Source organism: Chryseobacterium hilariae (assembly GCF_051400735.1).
Taxonomy (GTDB): domain Bacteria; phylum Bacteroidota; class Bacteroidia; order Flavobacteriales; family Weeksellaceae; genus Chryseobacterium.
Map to the genome: position 1 here is coordinate 44,320 of NZ_JBLFFJ010000004.1, position 19,765 is coordinate 64,084.

The 19,765-nt window shown below is 38.1% G+C and carries 16 protein-coding genes; 5 read left to right on the forward strand and 11 right to left on the reverse strand.

The window, feature by feature from the left end; translation table 11 throughout:
• Positions 1–3: 3 nt before the first annotated feature.
• The 3 genes from ACMGDK_RS12710 to ACMGDK_RS12720 are packed head-to-tail and all read left to right on the forward strand — an operon-like array spanning position 4 to position 2,034.
• Positions 4–384, forward strand: coding sequence for an ApeI family dehydratase (locus ACMGDK_RS12710; RefSeq protein WP_436808305.1), 381 nt, complete (start codon positions 4–6; stop codon positions 382–384).
• Positions 381–857, forward strand: coding sequence for a restriction endonuclease subunit S domain-containing protein (locus ACMGDK_RS12715; protein WP_223557680.1), 477 nt, complete (start codon positions 381–383; stop codon positions 855–857). The genes ACMGDK_RS12710 and ACMGDK_RS12715 overlap by 4 nt, the downstream gene beginning before the upstream one ends.
• Before the next feature lie 4 nt (positions 858–861).
• Positions 862–2,034, forward strand: coding sequence for a DUF2062 domain-containing protein (locus tag ACMGDK_RS12720; protein WP_436808306.1), 1,173 nt, complete (start codon positions 862–864; stop codon positions 2,032–2,034).
• A gap of 26 nt (positions 2,035–2,060) precedes the next feature.
• Here the strand turns inward: ACMGDK_RS12720 and ACMGDK_RS12725 are convergent, their stop codons facing one another.
• From ACMGDK_RS12725 to flxA, 8 genes are all read right to left on the reverse strand, one after another.
• Positions 2,061–2,426 carry a DUF1648 domain-containing protein gene (locus tag ACMGDK_RS12725; RefSeq protein ID WP_436808307.1) on the reverse strand — a complete coding sequence of 122 codons (366 nt, stop codon included), beginning with the start codon at positions 2,424–2,426 and terminating at the stop codon, positions 2,061–2,063.
• Entirely contained in the window at positions 2,423–4,105 is a 1,683-nt protein-coding gene (locus ACMGDK_RS12730) for a C45 family autoproteolytic acyltransferase/hydrolase (protein WP_436808308.1), read from the reverse strand. The genes ACMGDK_RS12725 and ACMGDK_RS12730 overlap by 4 nt, the downstream gene beginning before the upstream one ends.
• Entirely contained in the window at positions 4,092–5,627 is a 1,536-nt protein-coding gene (locus ACMGDK_RS12735; RefSeq protein ID WP_436808309.1) for a phytoene desaturase family protein, read from the reverse strand. The genes ACMGDK_RS12730 and ACMGDK_RS12735 overlap by 14 nt, the downstream gene beginning before the upstream one ends.
• A gap of 154 nt (positions 5,628–5,781) precedes the next feature.
• Complete coding sequence (locus ACMGDK_RS12740) at positions 5,782–6,666, reverse strand: lysophospholipid acyltransferase family protein (RefSeq protein WP_436808310.1); 885 nt, start codon at positions 6,664–6,666, stop codon at positions 5,782–5,784.
• Between the two features lie 124 nt (positions 6,667–6,790).
• Entirely contained in the window at positions 6,791–7,045 is a 255-nt protein-coding gene (locus tag ACMGDK_RS12745; RefSeq protein ID WP_034727052.1) for an acyl carrier protein, read from the reverse strand.
• Between the two features lie 4 nt (positions 7,046–7,049).
• On the reverse strand, positions 7,050–8,270 hold the full coding sequence (locus ACMGDK_RS12750) for a beta-ketoacyl-[acyl-carrier-protein] synthase family protein (RefSeq protein WP_436808311.1): 1,221 nt from the start codon (positions 8,268–8,270) through the stop codon (positions 7,050–7,052).
• Positions 8,271–8,363: 93 nt separating this feature from the next.
• A complete protein-coding gene (gene flxB, locus ACMGDK_RS12755) occupies positions 8,364–9,095 on the reverse strand; it encodes a flexirubin biosynthesis SDR family reductase FlxB (RefSeq protein WP_111958631.1) in 732 nt (243 codons plus the stop codon).
• 77 nt (positions 9,096–9,172) lie between these two features.
• Complete coding sequence (gene flxA, locus ACMGDK_RS12760) at positions 9,173–10,693, reverse strand: flexirubin biosynthesis tyrosine ammonia-lyase FlxA (RefSeq protein ID WP_436808312.1); 1,521 nt, start codon at positions 10,691–10,693, stop codon at positions 9,173–9,175.
• Positions 10,694–10,790: 97 nt separating this feature from the next.
• Here flxA and ACMGDK_RS12765 point away from each other — a divergent pair, with 97 nt between their 5' ends.
• Entirely contained in the window at positions 10,791–12,041 is a 1,251-nt protein-coding gene (locus ACMGDK_RS12765; RefSeq protein ID WP_436808313.1) for an NAD(P)/FAD-dependent oxidoreductase, read from the forward strand.
• Between the two features lie 37 nt (positions 12,042–12,078).
• Here the strand turns inward: ACMGDK_RS12765 and ACMGDK_RS12770 are convergent, their stop codons facing one another.
• The 3 genes from ACMGDK_RS12770 to ACMGDK_RS12780 form a co-directional block, all read right to left on the reverse strand.
• On the reverse strand, positions 12,079–12,687 hold the full coding sequence (locus ACMGDK_RS12770) for a hypothetical protein (protein WP_436808314.1): 609 nt from the start codon (positions 12,685–12,687) through the stop codon (positions 12,079–12,081).
• Positions 12,688–12,886: 199 nt separating this feature from the next.
• The gene (gene flxY, locus ACMGDK_RS12775) at positions 12,887–14,179 is read right to left on the reverse strand and encodes a flexirubin biosynthesis putative acyl-CoA ligase FlxY (RefSeq protein WP_436808315.1); all 1,293 of its coding nucleotides are present in this window, start codon (positions 14,177–14,179) and stop codon (positions 12,887–12,889) included.
• A gap of 170 nt (positions 14,180–14,349) precedes the next feature.
• A complete protein-coding gene (locus tag ACMGDK_RS12780; protein WP_436808316.1) occupies positions 14,350–16,038 on the reverse strand; it encodes a M23 family metallopeptidase in 1,689 nt (562 codons plus the stop codon).
• A gap of 335 nt (positions 16,039–16,373) precedes the next feature.
• Between ACMGDK_RS12780 and ileS the strand changes: the two genes are divergently transcribed.
• The gene (ileS, locus tag ACMGDK_RS12785) at positions 16,374–19,763 is read left to right on the forward strand and encodes an isoleucine--tRNA ligase (RefSeq protein ID WP_436808317.1); all 3,390 of its coding nucleotides are present in this window, start codon (positions 16,374–16,376) and stop codon (positions 19,761–19,763) included.
• Positions 19,764–19,765: the final 2 nt, after the last annotated feature.

The window sequence follows — 19,765 nt, forward strand, 5'->3', positions numbered from 1 at the left end:
ATCATGCAGACCATCCTTACAGACTTTTATATTTTAGAATCTTATGAAAAGGCAGAAAACGGAAGTTTTACCGCTTATATTCATCTGAATAAAGATCATGATATTTTTAAAGGCCATTTTCCGGGTAATCCGGTAACGCCTGGTGTCTGTATGATGCAGATCGTAAAAGAGCTGACGGAAGAATTCACCGGCTCTAAGTTATTCTTAAAAACAGCTTCGAATGTAAAATTTATGGCTATTATCAATCCTTATGAAACCCCGGATTTGAAGCTTCAGCTGGATATTACTGAAGATGAAGAGGATGTTAAAGTAAAAAATGCAACCTCTTTTGGCGAGACTATTGCATTAAAAATGTCTGTAAGCTATAAAAAAATACTTTCATGAAACTTTTCTTATCCCTCATAACTGCTTTTATTTTTTTCTTTCAAAGTGATTTAGAAGCCCTAAGAAGCAGCTACGCAAAAGCTAACCAGTCTAATGCCAATACAGAAGCATTCATCAATCTTGCAGAAAAACAATCCGGTTCGGATGCCGTAACCAGCGCCTATAAAGCTGCTGCAAAGATCATGGAAGCAAAGATTACCAAAAACAACAGGAAAGCTCTTGTAAAAAATGGTGCTACCAGCCTTGAAAGCATTATCAAAAATAATCCGAATAATATAGAACTTCGAGTGATCAGGTTGAGCGTTCAGGAAAATATCCCGAAAATAGTGGGGTACAGAGGCAGCATGAAAGATGATAAAGCCTTCCTTATCAATAACTACAGTAAGCAGAACGCAACCCTGAAAAGTTATGTAAAAAAGTTTGCGATGCAGTCCAAGTCCTTTACAGATACTGAAAGAGCTACTATAAAATAAAACAATGACCCTTCCTGAAGTACAAAATGCAATTTCTGAAAAGAAAATCTGTATTTTAATACCTACTTACAACAATGAAAAAACTCTGAAAAGAGTGATAGACGGTGTTCTGGACTACACCGATAGCATTATTGCAGTTAATGACGGGTCTACAGATACTACTCCACAAATATTAGCCCAATACTCCCAGATAACCGTGATCTCTCTGCCTGAGAACAAAGGAAAGGGAAACGGGCTTAAAACAGGTTTCAGAAAGGCAAAAGAACTGGGCTATCACTATGCCATCACCATTGATTCTGACGGGCAGCATTATCCCGATGATATTCCTGTATTTGTAGAAGCGCTGCTTAAAGAAGATAAGGATGTACTTCTGATTGGTAACCGGAATATGGAGCAGGACGGAATTCCTAAAAAAAGCAGTTTCGGGAACAGGTTCTCGAATTTCTGGTTCTGGTTTGAGACCGGAATAAAACTTGAGGACACCCAATCCGGCTATAGATTATATCCTTTACTGAAAATTCCGAAGAAATATTTCACCCCAAAATTTGAATTTGAAATCGAGATTATTGTAAGGACAGCCTGGAGGCATGTTCCTGTAAAAAATGTCCCGATAAAAGTTTTGTATGACCCGGCAGAACGGGTTTCACATTTCAGGCCTTTTAAAGATTTCACGCGCATCAGTATTCTGAATACTATTTTAGTGGTTATAACACTGCTTTACATTATTCCGAGAAACTTCGTGAATAATTTCAAAAAAAAAAGCTTTAAAAGGTTTTTAAAGGAGGATGTCCTGGAAAGTGACGGCAGCAACCGTACAAAAGCGTTTTCAATCGCTCTCGGCGTTTTTATAGGGTTTTCTCCTTTCTGGGGATTTCACACATTGCTTGTCATCTCTCTGTCCGTTCTTTTTAAGCTGAACAAGGTCCTGGCATTTATAGCCTCCAACGTCAGTCTTCCCCCGTTTATTCCTTTTATTATTGCAGCTTCTCTGTTTCTTGGTGCACCCTTTGTAAGTGGTGACAGCAATATCCTAAGCCAGGATTTAAATTTTGAACTGATCAAAAACAATCTGCTGCAATATGTTATCGGCAGCTTCATCTTAAGTATCACTTTTTCTGCTATTTCAGGAGTCGCTTCTTTTTTGTTTTTGAATAAACTGAATCCGGAAAATAATTAATCAACCGTTAGTCTTTTCGTATATAATCATTTAAAGACAACATTCGAAAATGATAACGGGCTCATAATCAGGGTAACAAATATTGCAAGTATGGTCAAAACCAGCTGGTACTGATAATAGGTTTTCTCTTGATCTTCTTCTTTCACTTCAAAAGTAAATCTGATCTTGTCCGGTTTACTGATAATCATCCATATAAATATCAAAATAGCAAGGTTCAATACAATAGGTGCAAAAAGAAACAGTTTGCTTCCGAACCCATCATTCTTGCCTCCATATCCATGAATAGGGATAACATCAGGAATAGAGCTGTACTTTGTAAGCAGGTAGACTGTGTAAATAATAATTATGATAAAGGGAATGCAGAACAGCAGTTTTATGTTTTTTCGGGTCATTTTAGCTTTTTTAAAGTTTTCTTCAGGTACTTTTCCACATTTTCTCTGTCCGGAACTGTGGTAATTTCTTTGGTCAGGGCTTTTTCAAATTCAGTTTTAGCTTTTAAAAATTCATTGATGCCAAAATAATATTTTCCAGCCTGATAATAAACCAGCCAATAATCCGGGTTCATAGATTGGTAATAAGGAATAAAATCATCACTTAATGCCATCTTTTTGTTGTCTATAGCATTGCTCACTTCTGACCCTAACATCTTAGATATTTCATAATTGTTGAATTCTTCCGAATCTGCAAAAGGATCTCTGGCGATATTCAGTGTTGTTTTTGCCTTTAAACTTTCTTCCAAATTCTTTCCGGAAAAGATTTCATTCAGATCATAACAGACAAATTCTCCCAGCTGATAAGGATTTGAAGAAACCCACACCAGCCTTTTTTCAGGTGAGAAAATAACCGCATGGTGAGCCAGAAGCTGGTTGATGGCTTTTTCATTTCCGTAGCCAATCTTTTGGTCTTTTAAACCAGATTTATCCCGTAAAATGGCCGCCATTTTTTCGGGGTTGAGCTTTTTCTTTTCCTGGAGAAGCTCCTGAAGCTTTTCATAACGGTATTCGGAGTGGCTTTCTATAATCTGTTTCTGGTTTCTTTTGTCACCTTTATAGGCTTCGGACTGGAAGTGGTTGGTACAAAACACTCTGCTTGTATTTTCCACCTTGTAAACCCCAAAATTATCAGGAGAGACCTCAATAATAACTGCATTTTTATCATGAGCGCTTCCAACCAGAATGGATTCGGAAACGAAAACCTTTCTTTTTTGGGCAATAGCGATGGCCTCGTCAATATTTTTTGCAAACTGTAAAATTTCCCGTGTCACAAGAGAGATCGGCGTCTTGGCAGTTAAAGGAATTCTAGATTTTCCGGCATTGATTGTCACAGTTACTCCTTCTTTATTCATCCCGGAAACTACACCTATCATTCCCGGCCAGCTAACGGACATGTATGGAATTCCGATTTCCGGCTCTACAAATTCTATCAGCTTGTTTTTGGCAAAATCGTCCCCGACATAAAAATCAAAGTTTCTTCCAATCAACAATTCTCCGTCTTCTGTATTTTCATTCCAGACGGCCAGTGAAGTACAGCCTACCATAGCCAGATCCTGCATAGCATGTCCGATATCGTGAGCACCGTGAAGATAGAGGTTCCGAAGGTATTTCGGAGCGATAAAATTGTATTTATCAGATGAATACTGAGAGAGTCCGTACAATTCTGCCCGATAGTCTTCCCTTACATTCAGGTACATTTTTCTGTTGTACCATTTCAGAAATCCCCTAAGGAGTTTCTGCTTAAATTTTGATGGAACAAAACCTTCCACTTTAGAGAAGAAGATTTCTTCCTGCTGCTGCATCAGGCTTTGGGTTAAAGCTCCGTTATTATATCCGAGCTGCAATGGGTTTCCTTTAATATAAAGTTCCCAAAGCTGCTGTTTATTTTTGGTTAAATAATTCCGGTTGAAGCTGAACGTAGAATCATTGATCTTATTGATCTTTGGTGTTTCCAGCGTATAGCTGCTGACATCCGGAATATGATGAACCGATTTTGAGATTCCACAGGAAATAAGGAAAAGGAAAAGGATCAATTGAATTCCCCGGAACGCCATATCGGATCTGTTATTTTTTTTCATGAGTATTCATCATTTGTTTCAGGCGTTCATCTACAATCTCTTTCCCGAGAATTTCAGCACAGGTATTAAAAGCCCCGATCGTTACCCCCAGAATTCCGTGCATGTTGACAGACTGTCCTGTCAGAAACAGATTTTCGGTCTTGGTACGGGGCGAGACCATCGTTTTAAGCGGATTATCCGAATTTTTCATGTATCCGTACATATTTCCTTCAAAGCTGCCAATATAGTCCCTGTAAGAGAGTGGCGATGAAGTATAAATGCTTTTTATGGAATGCCTTAAGTTTGGAATTTTCTTTTCTAATGCAGAAATCATTTTTTCTGCTTTTTCCAGCTTGAAATGTTCATACTTTAATCCTCTATCGTGTTCTTCAGCAACAGTATTTACCGTTTTCTCCCAGGCTTTAACCTCATCAAAATCCATATAGGAAATCGCGGTAAGGCTTTCTGCATAATCCGGATAATGCTTTGAGGGTGTGGAGGAAAGCATATAGGTCTCCGGCCAGCTGTCTTTACTGTAACGGAATGCATTCCAGACCATTTCTTCGGATGAATAATGGTAAATATTATAATTAAAATTCGGAAGTGACTGTGGTTTTAAAACCAGGTAAACACTGAAGCATGATAAGACAGGTTCCCAGCTCATTACCCGGTTCAGAAAAGATTTTCTCAGCTTTTCTTCTCCAATCAGCTTAATGAAGGAACGGATTTCTATGTTTGAAATAAATTTCTTTGCCGCATATTCTTTTCCAGATTTTGTTTTTACGGAAGACAGGACTCCGGCTTCATTAAAAATAAATCCGGAAACCTCGGAATGTTTATGCACTTCTGCACCGTATTGGCGAAGTTTTTTAATCAATAATTTCGTGATCTGACTTCCTCCTCTAACACATTTGTAAGCACTCTGGATATAGGAGTTTACGGTAAGTGCATGAACATAGAAAGGTATATTTTCTGAATCTCCACCATATAAAAAATTGGAACCGAGCAATACGGCCTGCAGTTTTTTATCTGGAGTCACAGACTCTATGAATCTTTTGGTATTAAGGTGGAGGATCTCTTCGTTATAGCTGTCTTTACCGATTATCTGATACCTCGGAAACTGTGCACAAACATACTGAATCTCTTCGCAGTAGCTTTCCAAATTTTGTTTTTCGTTGGGAAAAAAGGCTGCGAGCTGTTCAATAAAATTTTCATAGCCCTGTGCATGAGGATATTCGATATTTTCTTCACCAAAAGAGATCTTATCGTAGCCGTCTTCATTCATTTGATGAAGTTCCAGATCATCCATAATCTCAAGATAGGAAAAGAAATGATGGAGATTCTGTCCTTTTGAAAGGCCGCCCAGATAATGAACTCCTGTATCGAAGATGAGCTTTTCCCTTGAAAAAGTCTGCAGATTTCCTCCATACTGGTTATTTTTTTCCAGAACACAGACTTTCAGACCTTCTTTCGCCAAAATTAGAGCCGAAACAAGACCTCCCAATCCGCTGCCGATCACAAGTATGTCGTATTCTTTATTCAAAAGGAGAAAAGCTGTGTTTTTATTTCAAAAATTAAGAAATCCAGAGATTACAAAGCAATACCTGAACCCGAATGAAAGGTTCATCTATCCAATTCCTGAATTTATTTAACAATTTGAGTTTATTAATTAGTTTTCAGGGATAAAATTAGAAAAATTAATCAATATCATCCCAAAAATCGAAATAATTGAACCATTGAAGGGGATATTTTCTGATCATGGTCTCAAGGTTTTGAACATAAGAATTGAGAAGTCCCTGAGAATCACGGTTTTTAATATTTTTTGCAACCCTTGCGTATAAGTGGTAATGAAGATTTTTTTCTTTCATTACATACACATAAACCACAGGAACACCTAAACGTGAAGCAATAAGGAACGGACCGGCCGGAAATTTTGCACTTTTTCCGAGCAGATCGGCTTCTAAATATTTTGAACCCTCAAAATAACGATCTCCTGTAAAGCAGATCAGCTCATTATTTGACAAAGCCTGATTGATCTCAAAAATATGCGACATATCCTCTTTGACATAAATAAACTTGATATTACTCTGCTTTACGGCAACGCTTTCCAGGTATTCCTTGATAACCGTCACTTCCTGGTCTGTAGTTACGAGATTGATCTGACAATCAAAATCAATATCGGCAAAGAAATGTTCTGCTATTTCAAAATTCCCAATGTGGGCACTGATAAGAACGCCTCCTTTTTTTTCAGCCAGAAGATTGGTAAGATTTTCAACACCATCAAATTCGTAGGTATATTTTTCTCTTAAGCCGGCAGAAATTGCCGTTTTATCAATCAGTACTTTTCCGAAAGTAAAATAGCTTTTAAATACGGAAGCTTTTGATTTCCAGTATCCGTAATCCAGTCTTTTTTGAAAGTAATAAAAGATGTAGCGGTTGCTTTTTTTCAGGAATAAAAAATAATAGGAAGCTACGAAATAGAGTACGACATATGAACTCCGGATCCCGATATTTCTAATACACCACACGAATATTTTATATCCTAATATGGTTCCTTTAGATTTACCTTTCCACTTGTTCATAAGTCTAATTTATCAATGTAACAGTGTACCAATGTAACAATACTATTACTGCATTTATTCACCATTGGTACACTGTTACATTATTACATTGGTATATTGTTAAAGAATAAAGTTCACTCGATAGTTATGCGTTTTTTTCAGCGATTTTTTGTTCAATAGTAGTATAGAAATCATCAAACGTTACCATTTTTTTGAAATCTGCTTCGCCTAATTTCACTCCAAAATTAGATTCGATAACCACGACCATATCGATATAGTCCAGACTGTCAAGTCCAAGCGTCTTTTTCAGGTTAGCATCATTGCTGATCTCATCACCATCCACTTCGAATTCGTTTACTAAGAAATCATTAACGATGTCAACAATTTTTTCCCTTTCCATGTTTTTAATCAAATTTTTTAACTATTAATGCGGAGTTGGTTCCCCCAAATCCGAAAGAATTTGACAAAAATACGTCAATTTTTTGATTTTTCGTTTTTGAGACCAAATTTATCTTTTTAGCCTCATCGTCAGGGTTTTCCAGATTAATGTTCGGAGCAACGAAATCATTCTGCATCATCAGGATTGAGTAAACGACTTCACTTGCGCCTGCCATCCAGCATTCATGACCGGTCATGGACTTGGTAGAACTTACGGGAACGCTGCTTCCGAAGATCTCATGTATCGCTTTAGCTTCATTGGCATCACCAATGGGTGTGGAAGTCGCATGAGCATTGATATAATCGATATCCTCTGCTTTTAATCCTGATTGTTTTAAGGCTCTGTCCATCGCTAAGGCCGGGCCGTCCACATTAGGTGTTGAGATATGTCCTCCGTTGGAAGAGAAACCATAACCCACAATCTCTGCAAGGATATTCGCGCCCCTTTTCTGTGCAGATTCTAAACTTTCCACCATTAGGCTGGCCGCTCCCCCGCTTGGGATAAGCCCGTCTCTTCCGGTATCAAAAGGTCTTGATGCTTTTGTTGGTTCGTCTTCCCTTACAGAGAAAACACCGAGCCCGTCAAAGCTCGCCATTGAATATTTGTTGGTTTCCTGGGCTCCTCCACAGATGATCATATCCTGAAAACCGTTCCTGATCATCATATAAGCAAGTCCTAATGAATGTGAACCGCTGGCACACGCTGCACTGATGGTAAGATTAATTCCTTTCAGCTTAAAGATAGTTGAAAGGTTCATCGTTACGGTAGAGTTCATTGATTTGAAGATCGCTCCCGACCCCATCAATGTGGTATCTTTCTTTTCTCTGGCAATATCGATAGATTCTACTACTGCCTGAGAAACGCTGTCGTTTCCATATAAAATGCCTACTTCATGGCTGTCCAGGAAATCCTGGTCTATACCGGCCTGTTTAAGCGCATCACTGGTCGCAAGGTAAGCATATTCGCTTTCCTCACCCATGCTTACACGCTGACGTCTGTTGAGTAGGTTTTTAAGATCCGGTTTGGGCACTACTCCTGTAAGGCCTGACCTGAACCCGAATTCTTTTCTTTCCTGTACTAAAGCAATACCGGATTTTCCTTGATATAGGGATTCTCTGACTTCTTCCAAAGAGGTCCCGATGCAAGAATAAATTCCCATTCCGGTAATTACAACCCTATTTTCCATGAGTTTTTATTAATTTAACAATGTATTAGTTTAACAATGTAATAATATTATTGAGATTTCACAACATTGTTACACTGGTACATTGCTATATTGTTAAGAGTAGATTCCTCCGTTTATATTTACTATTTCCCCAGTAATGTATGAGGCTTTTCTTGAAGCTAAAAACGCTACTAAATCTGCCACTTCTTCTGCTTCCCCAAATCTGTTGGCCGGGATCATCGCTTTAAGCTCATCTTCATTAAAATCCTGGGTCATATCTGTTCTGATGAATCCCGGAGCTACTGCATTTACCGTAATATTTCTTTTCGCAACTTCCTGAGCCAAAGCTTTTGTAGCACCTACTAAGGCTCCTTTTGCTGCAGAATAATTGGTTTGTCCCGCTGTTCCTTTTACTCCGGAAACGGAAACCATATTGATGATTCTTCCGTATTTATTACGAAGAAGTTTCTGGATAAAGAAATTAGTTACGTTGAAAAAACCATTCAGACTTGTATTAATCACACTATTCCAATCTTCACTCTGCATCCACATGAATAATCCGTCTCTTGTAATTCCGGCGTTGTTCACGATCACCTCAACAATAGCATCAGGATTATTATCCTGCCATTGCGTCAAAACATTCAAGCTTTCTTCAGCATTGGCTACATCAAATTTAAGGATCTCTCCTGTAGCTCCCAATTCCTGCACTTTAGCCAAAGTTTCTTTAGCCGCTGCCTCGTTTGAAGCGTAGTTGATGAGTATATGATAGTTTTTTTCTTCCGCCAGTTTTATACAGACCGCTCTTCCAATTCCCCTGGAGCCGCCTGTGACAATTGCACATTTCATGTGTTAGTGTTTATTTAGTTTTAGTTTTTTCCGTTAATTTAATCCTCAAGTGTATAACAATTCATTATCACTGATAATTACATTGCCTTTAAATACTTTTTCACTTCCTCCAGATACGGATACATCACCATATCATCAGAGAATGCAGGAATAATCTTTCTGATCTCGTCGTACAGCTCTTTGGTAGAAGACGAAACTTTATCCTGAAATCCAAGATATTCAACAGCCTGGATGATGGTAATGGCTTCAATAGCCAGTACTTCAAATGCGTTCTCTATTACTTTTCTGCAGATCACTGCTGCATTGGTTCCCATGCTTACAATATCCTGATTATCATTATTGTTAGGTATACTGTGCACATACATGGAATTTGAAAGCATCTGACTTTCCGCCGTTGTAGATGTTGCCGTGAACTGAACACCCTGCATTCCGAAATTGAAGCCTAATTTACCTAAATTTACAAAAGGAGGCAAAATTTCGTTGATCTTTGCATTTAAAAGGTAGTTCAACTGCCTTTCTGCAAGCATCGTAAGTTTGGTAACAACAATTTTCAGCTTATCCATTTCCAATGAAATATAATCTCCGTGGAAATTTCCGCCGTGGTATACATGCTTGTCTTTTACATTGATGATCGGATTGTCATTCGCTGAATTGATCTCGTTTTCAAGAACATTCTCAGTATATTCCAAAGTATCCAAAACAGGACCTAAGATCTGTGGAACGCATCTTAATGAATAATATTCCTGAACTTTTTCTTTAAATACTTTTTCCTGCTCTTCAAAGTGAGTATAAAGATGGTCCTCTCTTTTTCTGATCAGTTTGCTGTCTGCCAAATGAGCACGCATTCTTTCGGCTACTTTCTGTTGACCATAATGCTTTTTTGTACCGTTCAAAGCTTCTGATAAATGGTCATCATAAGCCTGAACAATCTCATTAATCGCACAGGAAAGCCTGATTGAAATATCCGTTAACTGATTGGCTTTATATGCATTAACAATTCCTATTCCGGACATTACAGAAGTTCCGTTCATTAAGGCAAGTCCTTCACGGATTTCCACTGTGATCGGTTCTAATCCTTCTGCCTCAAAAACTTCTTTTGTTGCTTTTCTTTCTCCTTTGTAAAAAACTTCACCTTCCCCGATTAAAACCAAAGCAAGGTGGGCAAGCTGAACTAAATCACCACTTGCACCTACTCCTCCGTGTTCAAAAATAAGCGGTGTAATATCTCTGTTGATCAATTCTTTAAGTAAATGAATAACAGACTGGTGTACCCCTGAATTTCCAAGGGAAAGTGTATTGAGTCTTGCCAGCATACAGGCTTTTACTTCCTGGGCAGGCAATGGGTTTCCGATTCCCGAAGAGTGGCTTCTGATCAGGTTATACTGAAGCTGGTGGGTATCTTCGTCACTTATTTTGAACTGGGCCATCGGCCCGAAGCCGGTATTGACACCATATATTACTTTATTTTTCGAAAATTCCTTTAAAAACTGAAAACTTTCTTCCACTCTGTCCAAAAGTGATTCATTCAGTTCAATTTTTTCGTTTTCAATGATAATTTTTTGAAAATCCTTCAGTTCTAAAAAGTTATTTATTTTCATCAATTAAAAGTAATAGTTGCTAATTTTGTAAAATATTAATTAATTGTCACTAATTTTGCGGCAAAGATAGAAGTTATTATTAAAATAAAAAATCAAGATGAGCAAAGAATTTGTTGATGTTCTCGTAATCGGTGCTGGGCCTTCCGGATGCGTATCTTCTTCATACTTAAAGAAGAACAATGTCAACGTGAAAGTTGTCGAGAAGACAAAATTCCCCAGACTCGTTGTTGGTGAAAGCTTAATTCCCAGGGTAATGGATCATTTTGATGAAGCCGGACTTTTCCCGGCTTTGGATAAAATGGGCTTTGAAAAAAAGCTGGGAGCACGTTTTTTACGAGGCAATGAAGTCTGCATTTTTGATTTTAGTGACAAGTTCGGGGAAGGCTGGGACTGGACCTGGCAGGTTCCGAGAGCTGATTTTGACAATACTCTGGCTCAGGAAGTTATCAATAAAGGCATTGATCTGGAATTCGAAACGGAAGTTATTGGTATTCAATTCAATGGTACAGATTCTATAACCACCGTAAGAAATAAAGATGGTGAAACGAAAGAGATCCATTCTAAATTTGTGATCGACTCAAGCGGCTACGGAAGAGTACTGCCAAGACTGCTTGATCTTGAAAAACCTTCAAAACTGTCTCCGCATTCTGCTATTTTCTCTCATGTAGAAGATATTAACCGAGAAGAAGGTCAGGAAGGAACTTTAATTTCTTTTGATATCATTGAAACTGAAGTTTGGCTGTGGGTTATTCCTTTTTCTAACGGAAACACGAGTGTCGGCATCGTAGGCCCTACAGAATATATTGAAAAATTATCTGAAAATGGGGATGTAACGGAAGCATTAAGGAAAGCTATTTCCCTTTCTGATTATTATGTAAAACGTTTTGGCAATGTAGATTTTATTTTTGAGCCAAGACACCTGAAAGATTATTCTTGTTCGGTAAAGCAGCTGTTTGGTGACGGATATGCCCTTACCGGAAACGCTTCTGAGTTCCTTGATCCTGTTTTCTCATCGGGAATGGCATTTGCCACAGAATCGGGAATGCTTGCAGCAAAATTGGCTTTAAGACAGCTTAACGGAGAAAAAATCGACTGGCAGAAAGAATACACAGATTATATTCTTTACGGAGTAGATGTTTTCACGACTTATGTAAAGGAATGGTATACCGGAAATCTTCAGGAATTGTTTTTCCACAGGCCTGAAAATGAAGATGTAAAAAGGAAAATATGTGCGGTTTTAGCAGGCTATGTCTGGAATAAAGACAATCCTTTTGTAAAAAAGCACGATACAGTTATTAAAAATCTTGCGAACCTCATCAAAATGGAGAGGCAGCAGGAACAACCATAAAAAAAGCGGTCTGAAAATTTTCAGACCGCTTTTTGTTTTATTTAATCGTTTTTTTAATTTCCGCACCTAACTTCTTTCCCGTAACTTCATATGCTGCTGCAATTCTTCCGTATTCCCAGGAAAAATCTTTATTCATCTTCTTTCCTTGAATTTTGTCGGCATGTAATTTCATAACTACCTTTGAAGGGTTGTCGGTTTCCACAAACATCATGTCCGATGTTAATTTCGCTTCCTGTGATCCGATCATTCCACCGTACCAGCCTGCATAAATCCACTTTGCATCAATAATTAAAGTATATTTTGCCTTTACATCATTTTTGAAAGTTATTTTTTTCGATTTGCTGTTAATTCCCTTAAAGAAATAATCCAAATACTCTGAAGCTTTAAATTTCCCCCATTGAAAAATCCAGTTTTTCCAACCAGCTTCATTCTTTTTAGCGACAATATCTTTTTCCCTGTTTTCAAGATATTGTGCTTCTGTGAAATTTTTCTCCTGATAAACAGCATTATCAAATTTCAGCTGAACATTAACTTCAGTCTGGTCTTTTAAGAAATCAAAGTTTCCTGATTCAAAGTTAATTTGATTCTGAGCAAAAGCTGTTGTTGTAATGGCTACCAACAATAGAAATAATAGTTTTTTCATCATTATATTTTCTTTAAAAATTAAAGTTTCAAATATATTATAAAAAAGCAATCAATTATTACTTTTTTTCTTTGTAGTGGTTTGCTTTCAGAGCCAACATTTCTAAAGTCTTTGCATACATTCTGCAATCCTTTCATGATGGTCTGGAACTTCTATCACATTATCGCCGGTTGCTAATTTTTTTTTCATAATTTTGTTCTTACTATCTTAAATCTATAAATGTGATTGGCTTTCTGCTGTTGGGATTAAAAACAGTTTTGGACAGAATATCAAAATCTACGATTTCAATTTTAGGGCTCACCCTCAGTTTAGCCCGGAAATGATCACGAACTTCATTAACGAAGGTTTCCTGATCCTGTTCTGTGCTTAGTTTGATGATAATTTCATCCAATCCGATTTCATTAGACTGAATCACGATCTGATAGCATAAAATAGTATTGAAATCATTTAGAATATCATTCATGGCAGGCGGATACAGCGTTGTTCCTTTGTACTTGATCATCTGCTGTTTTCTTCCGACAACGGGACCAAGCCTCATGGTATTTCTTCCACAGCTGCAAGGCTCGTAATGCGCTTTTACAATATCTCCTGTTTTAAAACGCAGCAAAGGAACAGCCTCAACACCTAAAGTGGTGATCGTCAGCTCGCCGTTCTCTCCTTCCTGCACAGGATTTCCGTTATCATCAAGAATTTCGGTGATAATCAATTCCGGGTGATGATGCCCTCCGATCTGGAACTCGCATTCCGTGAAGGCTGTGCTCATTTCTGTAGAAGCATAGGTTGAGAATAACTTTATATTCCATTTCTCTTTGATTTTCTGCGAAAGAATATTGTCTGTAAAATCCTGATTTTTGATGCTTTCACCAATACAAACTGCTCCGTAGACACTGGAATTTTTATAGTCCAATCCATGTTTTTCGGCATAATCAATCATCTTCAAAAGAAAAGACGGAACTGTGATGAGGTATTTAGGTTTGTATCTTAGAATGGAATCCCACTGCAGTTCCGGAATACCGGGACCCATTCTTACCACGCTGGCACCCATTTTTCTTAGTCCCAGAAAATAGGCAAGACCTGCCATAAATCTTTTGTCGATTGTGGTGATCATCTGTACTACATCTCCTTTCTGAATTCCGGCGCAGGCAAATGAAATGGCTTCATTATAAGCAAGCCTCTCCAGATCGCTGTCGGACAATCCGAAAGTTACCGGGTCGCCCAAAGTTCCTGAAGTGGTGCTGTAGTCTACAATTTTATCTGGTGGGATACAGAAAAAATCATGATTATGTTCCTGCAGGTCGTTCTTTGTGGTAACAGGGATTTTTTGCAGATCTTCCAATGTCCGGATATCCGAGATGTTGATACCGTTCTCTTTAAACAGTTTCTTATAAAAAGGCGAATGGGTTTGAAGATACATTAAAAGTTCCTGAAGCTTATGTTCCTGAAACTTTTTAATATCCTTAAGATCTGATTTTTCGATAGCCGGATGGAATTCCAATGATTTAATTTTAAGGAACAAATTTATTAAATAAAATATTGTAGAATGTATTTATGTACAATGTATTCATGATTTTAAGCTAAAGGTCTGTCTGAGCTTTGGCAGATCATTCTGTTTAAAGGGTCAATTGGTGTATTCCGTATGATTTACCGGAACTCAAATCAATCATTTTATCTTTGAAAGGTAAAGGTTTGTGTATTGATGTTTCCGGCTGTATTGGTTGTTGTTACTTTTAAAGTATGTGAACCTGAGCCTTTGGGACATTTTTCATCAAAAACATAGATAAAGTCATCTTTTACCCGGGCAAAGCGGAGCCATTTCCCATCCAGTTCTGCACGGAATGATATGATGTCACCAATTTTAGTTCTTCCATTCAGTCGCAACGTACTGTTTTTTATAAGCGTTCCGTCCTTCCATCCTGCAGAGACAGATGGTAAACTTCGATCTAACAAGAGGGTTGCTGTTCCCAATCTGTTAAACTCTGCTTCTACCTTATCGCCGCTCCATTTTCCTTTGACAACATCCGTATCACTTCCATAATCGAACAAAACAACTGTTCTTTCTTTTTCTTTATCCGATAATTTTCTGTTAGGCTTTATTTTCAAAGTATAACCATCATGAACCGGAATGTATGGAGCATGCAGAATAACAGTGTTGGAAACAGCATCTGCATTGGAGCTTGGTTTTTCAAACATTTGAAAATTCACAGCATCATACAATGCATTTTTGCTGAGACTGATTTCGGCATTTTCCGTACTTAGTGTTTTTGCTTCATCCGGCTTCACCAATTTATCCGAAGGAGTAACCTGTTGCGAATTTCTCGCATAACGAACTTTTGTGATAAGCTTACTTGTATTTCCGCTGACGTCCTTTAAAACAATTTCAATATTATGAACACTGTCATCCTCAAGGTGAATAATTCCTGTTTTACCGGATGAATTGTAATTTTTCAGTTTCATTCCTCGTAATTCAGATAAATGCTGAATGCTCATTTTATCTTTTGTAAACTTGGGATAATCTATACAGCCATTTAAATATCGGGTATCGTCGTAGCTCACCTGATCAATGGAAAAACTATAAATCAGACGATCATCCATTAATAATTCTGCATGATAAATCCCAAGATTAAATCCCTGATTGGCTTTATCCACCGCTTTAATAGCAAAGCTTATTTCCGGTGAGCTTACCTGAATGACATCGGTTGTATAATTACCTCCATTCTTTTTTACAGCAATTCCGTTCGCGCCAGGTTCATAAGTACTGAACCGCCTGTCATACCAATAAAGTCCACTAATAACAGGTGAAATACCATCCGGAATCTTAAAACCAAAAAGCAAAGGATTGATACATTCTTCCGTTTTTGTGTCTCTTATCTCAAAATGTAAATGTGGCCCGGCTGAGCCTCCGGTATTTCCACTCAAAGCAATGAGCTGCCCTTTGGATACAGGAAACTGTCCAGGAGAAAAAGTGATATCCTGTTCCCATTTTTCGTCTTTATACTGTCGTTCCTTTACATATTCGTCCAGCTTATCGAAATATTTATTTAAATGGGCGTATACTGTGGTATAACCATTCGGATGGGTGATATAAACAGCATTTCCGAAACCATACCGCTCCACTTTTATCCTGCTTACATAACCATCTGCGGCAGCAACAACAGACAGGTTTTCCTGACTGTTGGTCCGTAAATCCAAGCCCATGTGAAAATGATTGGAGCGCACCGCTCCAAAGTTGGCAGCCAACTGCATGGGAATATTCAGAGGGTTCCTAAAATAATTTTGTGGATAATTGGTCTGAGCACCTATTGTTAGCGTATTGATGAAACAGATGACGAATAAAATTTTACATAAGTTTTTCATACAGCATTTGGGTTTGAGGTTTATTTAAAATTACGAAATTTTACATAATGATGGGTAAGATTAATAAGTTTAGCTAAAGCCAAAATGTGGGCTTATATTTTTTAAGCAGGCTAAAGCACACTTTTATTGATAAAAAACAGAAGTAAAATATTTATAAAACAACAGGAAAAATTGCCCCATTCGCTATTCACCATTCACTTTTTGCCACTTCCTTCATTTATATTTCTGAAATTGAAGTTTTTAATAGATATAAGCTAAATAAAACATATCTTATAAACCGACAAAAATCACTAAATTTGCAAACTTAATTAATCAACGATATTGAGATATTTACAATGAGCCAATTTAAAGAATACAAAAACCTCAACCTTATTGACGTAGCCGAGAATGTAGCGGAATTTTGGAAACAGAATAAAACGTTCAGTAAAAGTGTTGAGATTCGCGAGGGTAATGCCGAGTTTGTTTTTTATGAAGGTCCGCCTTCAGCAAACGGTATTCCCGGAATTCACCACGTTATGGCCAGAGCATTAAAGGATATTTTCTGTCGTTTCCAGACTCAGAACGGGAAGCAGGTTTTCCGTAAAGCGGGCTGGGATACACACGGACTTCCTGTGGAACTGGGCGTAGAGAAAGAATTAGGAATTACGAAAGAGGATATTGGCAAAAAAATCTCTATTGAAGATTACAACAAAGCCTGCCGTGAAGCGGTAATGCGATATACAGACGTATGGAATGACCTTACGGAAAAAATCGGATACTGGGTAGACCTTGAAGATCCGTATATCACGTATAAGTCAAAATATATGGAGACAGTTTGGTGGTTGCTGAAGCAATTGTATGATAAAGAATTATTGTACAAAGGCTACACGATTCAGCCTTATTCTCCAAAAGCAGGAACAGGACTTTCTTCCCACGAGCTTAACCAGCCGGGAACATATCGTGATGTTTCTGACACAACGGTTGTGGCACAGTTCAAAGCGAAGAAAGAAACTTCCGAACTGTTTAATGATGTGGATGGAGACGTACATGTTTTAGCATGGACGACTACTCCATGGACATTACCATCAAATACAGCACTTGCCGTAGGGAGAGATATTGAATATATATTGGTTAAAACATTCAACCAATATACATTTGAACCTATCACAATTGTTTTATCAAGAGTTCTTTTACCTAAAGTATTCGGTAAGAAATATGCAGAGGGAACGGAAGAAGATTTTACGAATTATACGGCAGAAAGCAAAGTGATTCCTTTCAAAGTAGTAAAAGAATTCACCGGAGAAAAACTGGCAGGCACTCAATACGAGCAGCTGATCCCTTGGTTTACTCCTAATGATTCTCCTGAAAAAGCATTCAGAGTGATCATCGGAGATTTTGTAACCACTGAGGATGGTACTGGTATCGTTCATATTGCGCCTACATTTGGTGCTGATGATGCACGAGTTGGAAAAGAAAACGGAATTCCTCCAATGTTGGTGAAAGACGAGAATGACAACCTTGTTCCTCTTGTAGATCTGCAGGGTAAATTCATCAAAGGAGAAAATGTACCTGAAGTATTTTCAGGAAAATATATCAAGAACGAATATTACGATGACGGAACTGCTCCTGAGAAATCATGGGATGTGGAACTGGCGATCGTTCTGAAGACAGAAAATAAAGCCTTTAAAGTAGAGAAATACGTCCACAGTTACCCACATTGCTGGAGAACTGACAAGCCGGTATTGTATTACCCGCTTGATTCATGGTTTGTGAAAATGACCGCTGTAAAAGACAGACTGGTTAATTTAAATAAAGAAATCAACTGGAAACCGAAAGCTACCGGAGAAGGACGTTTCGCAAACTGGCTTGAAAATGTGAACGACTGGAACTTATCCCGTTCAAGATATTGGGGTATTCCGTTGCCGATCTGGAGAACTGAAGACCTTAAAGAAGAAAAGATCATAGGATCTGTGGAGGAGTTATACAATGAAATAGAAAAATCTATAGAGGCAGGGTTCATGAAAGAGAATCCGTTCAAAGGTTTTGTGATCGGAAATATGTCTGAGCAGAATTATTCACTGGTAGATCTTCACAAAAATGTAGTGGACAAAGTGGTTCTGGTTTCGGATTCAGGAAAAGCAATGAACCGTGAGAGCGACCTAATCGACGTTTGGTTCGATTCAGGATCTATGCCTTATGCACAGCTGCATTATCCTTTTGAAAATAAGGACATGATCGACAAGCATAAAGCATTCCCTGCTGATTTCATCGCAGAAGGTGTTGACCAGACCCGTGGATGGTTCTACACTCTTCACGCCATCGGTACTGCTGTTTTTGATTCTGTTGCTTATAAAAATGTGATGAGTAACGGTCTTGTTCTGGATAAGAACGGACAGAAAATGTCAAAACGTTTAGGAAACGCTGTAGATCCGTTCGAAACACTTTCAGTATACGGTCCGGATGCTACCAGATGGTATATGATCTCGAATGCGAATCCTTGGGAAAACCTGAAATTCGACATAGAAGGAATTGATGAGGTAAGAAGAAAGTTCTTCGGAACACTTTATAATACGTACTCGTTCTTTGCATTGTATGCCAATGTTGATGGATTCAATTATACGGAAAAAGAAGTGGAAAACCGTCCGGAAATCGACCGATGGATCCTTTCTGAGCTTAATCTTTTAATCAAAGAAGTAAAAGCATTCTACGAAGATTATGAACCGACCAGAGTAGCCAGATCTATCAGCACATTTGTGAATGATAACCTGAGCAACTGGTACGTAAGACTGTGCAGAAGACGTTTCTGGAAAGGAGATTATTCTGATGATAAGATTTCGGCTTACCAGACTTTATATACATGTCTTGAAACAGTGGCGAAATTATCTGCACCTATTGCTCCGTTCTTTATGGATCAATTGTATCAGGATTTAAATAAGGTAACAGGAAAAGAAAGCTGCGAATCTGTGCATTTAACAGACTTCCCTGTAGCTGACGAAAGCCTGATCGATCAGGATCTGGTAGAAAAAACACACCTGGCTCAGAATATTACGAGTATGGTTTTCTCCCTGAGAAAGAAAGAGAATGTGAAAGTTCGCCAGCCGTTACAGAAAGTATTGGTTCCGGTTCTGGATGCTAAAACGGAGGCACAGATTTTAGCCGTTGCAGAGCTGATCAAACAGGAAGTAAATGTTAAAGAATTACAGCTGATCAATGCAGAAGAAGCATCGCATTTAATTGTAAAGCAAATCAAGCCGAATTTCAAAGCGTTGGGTCCTAAATTAGGAAAAGACATGAAAACGGTAGGCGGAGAAATCGCCAATCTTAACACAGAACAGATCGCCAGTCTTGAAAAAGACGGGAAAATAGACATTCAGGGATACGAGATTACTCTTGATGATGTAGAAATATCTACCAAAGATATCCCGGGATGGACAGTAACTTCCGACGGGAAAACAACTGTGGCATTAGATTTGACGTTAACAGAAGAATTAAAATCTGAGGGTATTGCAAGAGAGTTCATCAACAGAATTCAGAACCTGCGAAAAGAGAAGGACTTTGAACTGACGGACAGGATTAAAATCTCCATTGAAGAAAACTCACCTTTCATTGAAGATGTTAAGAAAAATGAGGAATATATTTCATCTGAGGTCTTGTCAAATAAAATAGAAATTGTATCTTCACTTTCAAATTTTAACGAAATCGAAATAGATGAGGTTAATTTTAAGATAAATGTCGAAAAAAATTAACA